9 protein-coding genes are annotated in these 9704 nt (G+C 67.5%); 8 read left to right on the plus strand and 1 reads right to left on the minus strand.

The annotated features are described in order from the left end of the window. The first annotated feature begins 438 nt into the window (after positions 1-438). Positions 439-1215 carry an enhanced serine sensitivity protein SseB C-terminal domain-containing protein gene (locus AB0915_RS36215; RefSeq protein WP_366695208.1) on the plus strand — a complete coding sequence of 259 codons (777 nt, stop codon included), beginning with the start codon at positions 439-441 and terminating at the stop codon, positions 1213-1215. Positions 1216-1345: 130 nt separating this feature from the next. Here AB0915_RS36215 and AB0915_RS36220 read toward each other — a convergent pair whose 3' ends face one another. Then, a complete protein-coding gene (locus tag AB0915_RS36220; protein ID WP_366695210.1) occupies positions 1346-1477 on the minus strand; it encodes a hypothetical protein in 132 nt (43 codons plus the stop codon). Between the two features lie 129 nt (positions 1478-1606). On the opposite strand from AB0915_RS36220, the gene AB0915_RS36225 reads away from it, so the two are divergent. The 7 genes from AB0915_RS36225 to AB0915_RS36255 all read left to right on the plus strand — a co-directional run bounded on the left by AB0915_RS36225 (position 1607) and on the right by AB0915_RS36255 (position 9564). Further along, the gene (locus AB0915_RS36225; protein ID WP_366695212.1) at positions 1607-2599 is read left to right on the plus strand and encodes an ABC transporter permease; all 993 of its coding nucleotides are present in this window, start codon (positions 1607-1609) and stop codon (positions 2597-2599) included. Positions 2600-2703: 104 nt separating this feature from the next. Beyond that, positions 2704-4467 carry an ABC transporter substrate-binding protein gene (locus tag AB0915_RS36230; RefSeq protein WP_366695214.1) on the plus strand — a complete coding sequence of 588 codons (1764 nt, stop codon included), beginning with the start codon at positions 2704-2706 and terminating at the stop codon, positions 4465-4467. Between the two features lie 121 nt (positions 4468-4588). Continuing rightward, the gene (locus AB0915_RS36235; protein WP_366695216.1) at positions 4589-5590 is read left to right on the plus strand and encodes an ABC transporter permease; all 1002 of its coding nucleotides are present in this window, start codon (positions 4589-4591) and stop codon (positions 5588-5590) included. Continuing rightward, positions 5587-6696, plus strand: a complete 1110-nt coding sequence (locus AB0915_RS36240; RefSeq protein ID WP_366695218.1) for an ABC transporter ATP-binding protein — start codon at positions 5587-5589, stop codon at positions 6694-6696. The genes AB0915_RS36235 and AB0915_RS36240 overlap by 4 nt, the downstream gene beginning before the upstream one ends. After that, entirely contained in the window at positions 6693-7940 is a 1248-nt protein-coding gene (locus AB0915_RS36245; protein ID WP_366695220.1) for a dipeptide ABC transporter ATP-binding protein, read from the plus strand. The genes AB0915_RS36240 and AB0915_RS36245 overlap by 4 nt, the downstream gene beginning before the upstream one ends. An 18-nt stretch (positions 7941-7958) precedes the next feature. Then, positions 7959-8630, plus strand: coding sequence for a trimeric intracellular cation channel family protein (locus AB0915_RS36250; protein ID WP_366695222.1), 672 nt, complete (start codon positions 7959-7961; stop codon positions 8628-8630). 88 nt (positions 8631-8718) lie between these two features. Next, positions 8719-9564 (plus strand): thioesterase family protein, encoded by an 846-nt coding sequence (locus tag AB0915_RS36255; RefSeq protein ID WP_366695224.1) that lies wholly within the window; start codon positions 8719-8721, stop codon positions 9562-9564. Positions 9565-9704: the final 140 nt, after the last annotated feature.

The raw sequence follows: 9704 nt of genomic DNA on the forward strand, positions 1-9704 counted from the left end.
ATCGGGGCGACCCTCCGCCTTGCGATCGCACGCACCAGACGCCGCCAGACCCGCCCTACGGGCGGACGACGCCCTTTTCGAAACACGCCCTGGTTCCGTGACGGGCAATGTCTGCCCCACGAGGAGCGTCGTCCGGTGCGTGCGACCGCAAGGCAGCCGGAGGTCCTGGTAGTTCCGCTACCAGGGCCCCAGGCCGACGCGGCGAGCGGGCGTGCCGGGCGGCGCGACGGGGCTGAGCCTGCCGGGAGGAGCACTGGAGCGCGGAGTCCCCGACTCCGGGGATTGCCGGGCGCGACACCGTCGACCTGTGGCGTCAAGTCGGTGTCAGGGGTGCCGCATAAGCTGGTTTGATGGCTAGTGCCTCGGCCACCGAGCCGCACCCGTGTGCCCCGGGAGCGGCAGGCCGACACAGTGGATCGAAGAGGGGCGGGACCCAGGGTGAGTGCGTCAGGCACCGCGGCGGCCGGGCAGGTCGAGCACATGCTGCGCCAAGTGACGCCCGGGCGCTACGACGCGTACGAGGCACTGCTCCGGGCGCTCGCCGGCGACCGGATCTGGATGCTGCTCTGGCACGGCCGGGCGGGCTCGCCCGACGCCCAGTACGGGAACATCGAGGTCGACGGGCTGGGCTACGCGCCCTGTGTGACCTCTGCCCAGGAACTCTCGGCCAGCGGCTGGAACCGGGACCATGAAGTGGTCACCGGACTCGACATCGCCCGCGCTCTCTTCCCGGACCGCTGGGGCATCTGGCTCAACCCGCACGCCCCCGGTGGCGGCGTCGGCATCCCGTGGCTGGATCTGCGCCGTATCGCCACTGGCCTCGACCGGATGCCCGCGGGACCGCTCCGGCTCACGGAGCCGGCCATCGAGATCCCGCAGTTCTACGCCCTGCTCTCACGGAACGCCCATCACACCCCCGCGGTCCGCTCCCTGCGCCGGGCCTGGGTGCAGCCCGCGCTCGGGGTGCCGTACCTCGCCATCGGTCTCGATCTCTACGACACGAGCCAGACCTCCGTCGACGCGGTGCGCGCGATGATGCAGCAGTCGATCGGCGCGGTTCCGGACGGGCTGCCCCTTTCCACCGTCGCGATGTCCGACGAGTACGACCCGGTCGCGATGTGGCTCCGCGCCAACTCCCGCCCGTTCTACGACCGCGAGGCGCACGTCGCGCCCGCTCCCGCCGTTGGTTACGGCTACCCCCCGGTCCACGGGTGACCGGCTCGGCGCCTGCCAATTAGCGCCGGGATGAACCCTGTTGGGGTACCTGCCCGATCTGGGCGAAGAGTGCCGACTTGGTTCGCTGGGACGATCACGGCGTCCGGATAACGGAAGGTACCTGGTCACATCACGGTTGCGCATCCATTCCCCCCCAGGGCTGGCGGGTGATCCGCGACGCGTTGAAGACTCCCCGGAACAAGAAGCGCTGGGCGCCCAGTACGACCTGCGGCTTCTGGTTGGACCAGTTGAACTGCTCCACTCGCACCACCTGCAACTTCCGTACCACCGCCACCAAACGTGCGACTTGCACCTGTGATGTGAACGAGCCGCTACAGCGGCGGGCGCGGGCCGGCCACAGTCGGTCGAGCCGAGAGGGGTCCCCACAACGATGACGGCACCACTGCACGACAGCGCGGCCGAGACAGCGACCGCCGACGTCACGGCCGATGTCCCGGCCAAGAGCATTGAAGGCCGTTCGCCAGGACGTATCGCCTGGACACGGCTGAAGCGCGACAAGGTGGCGCTCGCCGGCGGTGTGGTCGTGCTCCTGCTGATCCTGATCGCGGTGTTCGCACCACTGATCGTGAATCTCCTCGGCCACCCGCCGAACGAATTCCACGAGGATCTGCTCGACCCCGACCTCGGCATCCCCAAGGGCTCCTTCGGCGGGATGAGTTCGGACTACCTGCTGGGTGTCGAACCCACCAACGGCCGCGACGTGTTCAGCCGCATCGTCTACGGCGCGCGCATCTCGCTCCTGGTGGCCTTCCTCGCCGCGATGGTCTCCGTGGTCATCGGCAGCGTCCTCGGCTCGGTGGCAGGCTTCTTCGGCGGCTGGGTCGACGCACTCATCAGCCGGCTGATGGACCTGCTGCTCGCCTTCCCGCAGCTGCTGTTCACCATCGCTCTCGTCTCCGTCGTGCCCAACTCCCTCTGGGGGCTCACCGGTTCGGGCGTCCGGATGGGCGTGCTGATCGTGGTGATCGGCTTCTTCGGCTGGCCGTACATCGGCCGTATCGTCCGGGGACAGACGATGTCCCTGCGTGAGCGGGAGTACGTCGAGGCGGCACGCAGCCTGGGCGCCGGACGGGGCTACATCCTCTTCAAGGAGCTGCTGCCCAACCTGGTCGCGCCGATCCTCGTCTACTCGACGCTGATCATCCCGACCAACATCCTCAGCGAGGCCGCGCTCAGCTACCTCGGCGCGGGTGTGAAGCCGCCGACCGCCTCGTGGGGCAAGATGCTCTCCGACGCGATCAACACCTACCAGGCGGACCCGACATACATGGTGGTCCCCGGACTCGCGATCTTCATCACCGTTCTGGCATTCAACCTCTTCGGCGACGGGCTGCGTGACGCCCTCGACCCGAAGGGCAGCTGAGCCGACGCAAAAAGCCTCTGGCGCGAGCCGGTTGGCACTCGATCGACCGTAGGGCGCGAACTGCGTACCCACGGGCCACACCACATCACGGAGGTTGCTAGACAGTGAATCGCTCACGGAAGGCAGTTGCCCTCACGGCCCTCGCGGCCGCGGTTGCGCTGACCGCAACCGCTTGTGGCGGAGGAGGCGGCGACAACAAGTCCTCCTCGAACAAGGGTGCCGGTTACGACGCGGCCACCAAGGGCAAGGTCGTCAACGCGTCCGACAAGAAGGGCGGCACGCTGAAGCTGATGTCCCCTCAGGACGTCGACTTCCTGGACCCGGCCCGTGCCTACTACGGCTTCGTCTGGAACATGCAGCGGCTGTACGTCCGCCAGCTGCTCGCGTACGACTCGAAGCCCGGTGAGGCCGGCACCAAGCTGGTCCCCGACCTCGCCGAGTCGCTGCCGACGCTGAGCGACGGCGGCAAGACGTACACCTTCAAGCTGAAGGCCGGTGTCAAGTTCGACGACGGCACGCCGGTCACCTCGATGGACATCAAGTACGGCATCGAGCGCGTCTTCGCGCAGGACGTCCTCTCCGGCGGTCCGACCTACCTGATCGACATCCTCGACCAGGGCCAGAAGTACCCCGGCCCCTACAAGGACAAGGACCCCAAGAAGCTGGGTCTGAAGTCGGTCCAGACGCCGGACGAGCGGACGATCGTCTTCAACCTGGCGAAGCCGAACTCGGACTTCTCGTACCTGATGGCCATGGGCAGCTCGGCGCCGGTGCCGGCCGCCAAGGACGACGGTGCGAAGTACACCAACCACCCGGTGGCGACCGGTCCTTACAAGGTCCAGTCCTTCACCGCCGGCAAGGAGACGGTCTTCGTCCGGAACCCCAACTGGGACCCGAAGACCGACCCGATCCGCAAGGGTCTGCCGGACAAGGTCACCTTCACCGTGACCTCGAACCCGGACGACATGGACGCGCGTCTGCTCTCGGGTGACATCGACTACGCGGTCGACGCCACCGGTGTCCAGCAGGCCGCCAAGATCAAGATCCTGCAGTCGCCGAAGTACAAGGCCAACGCCGACAACCCGTTCACCGGCTACATCCGGTACTTCGCGTTCCCGCAGACGGTCAAGCCGTTCGACAACATCGAGTGCCGCAAGGCGGTCATCTACGCCGCCGACCCGAAGTCGCTGCAGACCGCCCGTGGCGGCCCGACAAGCGGTGACATCGGCGCCAACATGATTCCCCCGGGCATCCCGGGCTCGGACAAGTCCTACGACCCGTGGGGCCTGACCCAGGGCAAGCCGCAGCTGGACAAGGCCCGTGAGGCCCTGAAGGCCTGTGGCAAGCCGAACGGCTTCAAGACCACCATCGCGGTCCGCAACAACCGCAAGCCCGAGGTGGCCACCGCCGAGTCGCTGCAGGCTTCGCTGAAGGCCGTCGGCATCGACGCCTCCATCGACCAGTACGACGGCAAGAACTCTTCCTCCGTGATCGGTGCTCCCGACAACGTGAAGAAGAAGGGCTACGGCATCGTCGTGATGGGCTGGGGCGCCGACTACAACTCGGGTGCGGGCTTCCTGCAGCCGCTGGTTGACGGTTCCTTCATCCTGAAGAACGGCAACAACAACTACTCGATGCTGAACGACAAGACGGTCAATGGTCTCTTCGACCAGGCCGCCGCCGCAGCGTCTCCGGAGGCCGCCGCGCCGTTCTACACCCAGATCAACAAGGCGATCATGGAGAAGGCCCTCTATCTCCCGATCAACTTCGACAAGGCGCTGATCTACCGCAACCCGCGGCTGACCAACGTCTTCTTCAACGAGTCCACGCGAGGCCTCGACCTCGCGGTCATGGGCGTCGTCAAGTAGCAGTTGGACATGCGGGTCCTTCACCTCGCATGCGCTAGTTCGAAGGGCAGGTGAAGGCCGCGGGCGGGCGGTTGTCGTTCCCACAAGGGACGGCAGCCGCCCGCCGACCAGGCCGACTGCAGTGCTCGTCTACCTCCTCCGACGACTCGTCAATGTCGTCGTCATGCTGGTGATCGTCTCCATGGTCACCTTCGGCATCTTCTTCATGGTGCCGAAGATCACCGGAAGTGATCCCGCACTCCTCTACGCCGGCCGTGAGACCAACAAGACGGCCATCGAGGGCATCCGTAAGAAGATGGGCCTCGACAAGCCCGTCACCACCCAGTACGGGCTCTTCGTCAAGGGCATAGTCGTCGGCCGTGACTACGACACGGGCGCGACCATCACCCACTGCCCGGCGCCCTGCTTCGGTTACTCGTTCAAGAACGAGCAGCCGGTGTGGGAAAACCTGAAACAGCGCCTGCCCGTCACGCTGTCGCTGGCGGCGGGAGCCTCGGTGCTCTGGCTGATCGGCGGTGTCTCCACCGGCGTGATCTCCGCACTACGCAGACGCACTCTGCTCGACCGGGCCACCATGATCACCGCGTTGGCGGGTGTATCACTGCCCATCTACTTCACCGGGCTGGTCTGTTCGGCCGTCTTCGTCTACAGCCTGGAATGGCTGCAGGCGAGCGACTACGCGCCGTTCACCGACGATCCGGCGGCCTGGTTCAACAGCATGCTCCTGCCCTGGATCACCCTGGCCTTCCTCTTCGCGGCCACCTACGCCCGGCTCACCCGCGCCACCATGCTGGAGATCCTGGGCGAGGACTACATCCGTACGGCCCGCGCCAAGGGCCTCAAGGAGCAGGTGGTCATCCGCAAGCACGCGCTTCGGTCCACCCTGACTCCGATCATCACGATCTTCGGTCTGGACGTGGGCGCCCTGCTCGGCGGCGCGGTGCTGACCGAGTCGACCTTCAACCTTCCCGGACTCGGCAAGGCCGCCGTCGATGCCATCAACTCCGGTGACCTGCCGGTCATCATGGGCGTCACCATCATCGCGGCGTTCTTCGTCGTCATGGCCAACTTGATTGTCGACCTGCTGTACGCGGTCGTCGACCCGCGTGTGAGGCTGACGTGACCGACAACATTCCCACCCAGGACAAGCAGCCGGCCGGTCCGTTCGGTGTTCCCGAGCAGGTCGGCGCACGGCCCGAGGCCTTCCTCTCCGTACGCAACCTGAAGGTGCACTTCCCGACCGACGACGGCATCGTCAAGTCCGTCGACGGGCTCTCCTTCCAGTTGGAGAAGGGCAAGACCCTCGGCATCGTGGGCGAGTCCGGCTCCGGCAAGTCGGTCACCTCGCTGGCCGTCATGGGCCTGCACCGATCCGGTCACGCGCGCAGCCGCCCCGACATCAGCGGTGAGATCTGGCTGGACGGCGAAGAGCTGATCGGCGCCGACGACGACCACGTCCGCAAGCTGCGCGGCCGGCAGATGTCCATGATCTTCCAGGACCCGCTGTCGGCGATGCACCCGTACTACACGGTGGGTGCGCAGATCGTCGAGGCGTACCGCAACCACCACGACGTCAGCAAGAAGGCGGCCCGTGCGCGCGCCGTCGAGATGCTCGACCGGGTCGGCATTCCCGAGCCCGCCAAGCGCGTCGACGCCTATCCGCACGAGTTCTCCGGCGGTATGCGCCAGCGCGCGATGATCGCGATGTCGCTGGTCAACAACCCCGAACTGCTCATCGCCGACGAGCCGACGACCGCCCTGGACGTGACCGTCCAGGCACAGATCCTCGACCTGATCCGCGACCTGCAGAAGGAGTTCGGCTCCGCGGTCATCATGATCACTCACGACCTGGGCGTCGTCGCCGAGATGGCCGACGACATCCTGGTCATGTACGGCGGTCGCTGCGTCGAGCGCGGCACCGCCGAGCAGGTCTTCTACGAGCCCCGGCACCCGTACACCTGGGGTCTGCTCACGTCGATGCCGCGCATCGACAAGGAGGAGACCGACCGGCTCGTCCCGGTCAAGGGTTCCCCACCCAGCCTCATCAACATCCCGTCCGGCTGCGCCTTCAACCCGCGCTGCCCGTACGCGGATGTGCCCAAGGGCGGCATCACCCGGACCACGCGCCCGGAGCTGCAGCAGGTCGAGGGCGACCACTTCGCGGCCTGCCACATGTCGCCGGAGGACCGGACCCGGATCTGGACCGAAGAGATTGCGCCGAAGCTGTGAGCGACAAGAGCGAGAAGACCGAGAAGAGCGCCGCCGCGACGGCGATCCCGACGCAGGCGACGAGCTCGCCCGAACCGCTGCTCAAGGTCGACAACCTGGTCAAGCACTTCCCCATCAAGAAGGGGCTGCTGCAGCGTCAGGTCGCCGCGGTGAAGGCTGTCGACGGCATCTCCTTCGACGTGCGTGCGGGGGAGACCCTGGGTGTCGTGGGTGAGTCCGGCTGCGGCAAGTCGACGATGGGCCGGCTGATCACCCGGCTGCTCGAACCGACCGGTGGCAAGATCGAGTTCGAGGGCAAGGACATCACGCACCTGGGTGTCTCGGCGATGCGGCCGATGCGCCGCGACGTGCAGATGATCTTCCAGGACCCGTACTCCTCGCTGAACCCGCGGCACACAGTCGGCACGATCATCAGTGCCCCCTTCAAGCTCCAGGGCGTCACGCCCGAAGGCGGGGTCAAGAAGACGGTCCAGGAGCTGCTCTCGCTGGTGGGCCTCAACCCCGAGCACTACAACCGCTATCCGCACGAGTTCTCCGGCGGACAGCGCCAGCGCATCGGCATCGCCCGCGCGCTCGCGCTCAAGCCGAAGCTGGTGGTGGCGGACGAGCCGGTCTCGGCGCTGGACGTGTCGATCCAGGCGCAGGTCGTCAACCTGCTCGACGACCTCCAGGACGAGCTGGGTCTCACGTACGTGATCATCGCCCATGACCTCTCGGTCGTCCGGCACGTCTCGGACCGGATCGCGGTCATGTACCTCGGCAAGATCGTGGAGCTGGCCGACCGCGAGTCGCTGTTCAAGGCGCCGATGCATCCCTACACCAAGGCGCTGCTGTCGGCTGTGCCGGTCCCGGACCCGAGGCGCCGGTCGGCCAAGAGCGAGCGCATTCTGCTCAACGGCGACGTGCCGTCGCCGATCTCGCCGCCGAGCGGCTGCCACTTCCACACCCGCTGCTGGAAGGCGTCGGCAGCCTGCGCGACGCTGGAGCCGCCGCTGGTCGCGCTGAAGACCGGGCACCAGGTGGCCTGCCACCACCCGGAGAACGCGCCGGACCAGCTTCCCGGCGACACCGTGCTGGAATCGGCGCGGGACGCGGTGGAGATCGTGGCGCTGAAGAAGGAGCCGGAGCCGGCCGCACCGGAGGCCCCGGGCAAGATCACCGAGGTCTCCCAGGGCGCCGAGGCCGCGACGGATTCGGAGGACGCGGCGGACGCCGGGAACGCGGGGGACACCCCGAAGGAGTAGAACCGGCACAATTGCCCGGTGCTCAACGAACTGTTCACGCCCTCCGTCCAGCATGCGCTCGACATCGTCGGAATCTTTGTCTTCGCGATCTCCGGCGCACTGCTCGCCGTACGCAAGAACTTCGATGTCTTCGGCATCGCGGTGCTCGCCGAGGTGACAGCGCTGGGCGGGGGGCTGTTCCGTGACGTGATCATCGGAGCGGTCCCGCCCGCCGCCTTCACCGATCTCGGCTACTTCCTCACCCCACTGCTCGCCGCCGGCCTGGTCTTCTTCCTGCATCCGCACGTCGAGCGGATCCAGGTCGCCGTCAACGTCTTCGACGCGGCGGGCCTTGGGCTGTTCTGTGTCGCCGGCACCGTCAAGGCGTACGACTACGGCCTCGGTCTCACCGCATCGGCTGCCCTGGGCCTGGCCACCGCGGTCGGCGGCGGTGTGCTGCGTGACGTACTCGCCAACGAGACGCCGTCGCTGCTGCGCTGGGACCGCGATCTGTACGCCGTGCCCGCGATCGTGGGCGCCACCATGATCGTGCTGTGCATCCGCTTCGACGCGCTGAACGCCTTCACCAGCGGCACCGCCGCGATCACCGCTTTTGTTCTGCGGCTGCTGGCGATGCGCTTCCACTGGCGGGCGCCCCGCGCCTACAACCGTTCCTCGGCCACGGCGGAGGAGAGCTCCGCGGCCACCTGACCGGACACCCCGTGCCCGCGATGCGCCGATACACCGACGACCAAAAAAAGCTACCGCTCAGTAATACACTCGGTGTACGGTGCATCTCATGGCACAGGCAGCTCAGGCACTCATCGGTGACAGCGAGTTCGACAGAGACACCGCCGTCACCCTTCGCGAAGAAGGCGTCTACGACGCCGAGCTCTCCGCGGGCTGGACGATCATCCAGGCCGTCAACGGCGGCTATCTACTGGCCATGCTCGGCCGCGCGCTCGGCGAGGCCCTGCCCCACTCCGATCCCTTCTCGGTCTCCGCGCACTACCTCACCGCGTCCGTCCCCGGCCCCGCGGTGATCCGTACGCAGGTTGTCCGCACCGGCCGGACCCTCTCCACCGGCCAGGCGTCCCTCTTCCAGTACGCGCAGGACGGCACCGAGGTCGAGCGCATCCGGGTTCTCGGAACCTACGGCGACCTGGACTCCCTCTCCGACGACATCCGTACGTCGGCGAAGCCGCCGGCCATGGCGCCGATCGAGCAGTGCTTCGGCCCGGGCGACGGCCCGGCGCCCATCCCCGGAAGCTCCGCGATCACCGAGCGGCTCAGCATCAAGCTCGACCCGTCGACCGTGGGCTGGGCCGTCGGCGCCCCGTCCGGCAAGGGCGAGATGCGCGGCTGGTTCGGCCTCGCGGACGGCCGCGACGCCGACCCGTACTCCCTGCTGCTCACCGTCGACGCGCTGCCGCCGACCTCGTTCGAGCTGGGACTCAAGGGCTGGACGCCGACCATCGAGCTCACCACCCACATCCGCTGCCGCCCGGCCCCCGGCCCGCTGCGTGTCTCCATCACCACCCGCAACCTCGCGGGCGGCTTCCTGGAGGAGGACGCGGACGTCTGGGACAGCACCGACCGGCTCGTCGCTCAGTCCCGCCAGCTGGCCCGCGCCCCGCGCAGCTGACCCATGGTTCGCCGGGCGGCGTGAAATCCGACCGGCTGGGCGACGAGCGCGGTGAGGAGGCCCGCGACAACGAGCGGGAGCGTCCCGGGGCTGCCGTGCCCCTGGGATCGAGCGGGAAGTAGGACTCGTCCCGCACCTTG

This window comes from Streptomyces sp. NPDC048411 (genome assembly GCF_040704695.1).
In the GTDB taxonomy this organism is placed as follows: domain Bacteria; phylum Actinomycetota; class Actinomycetes; order Streptomycetales; family Streptomycetaceae; genus Streptomyces.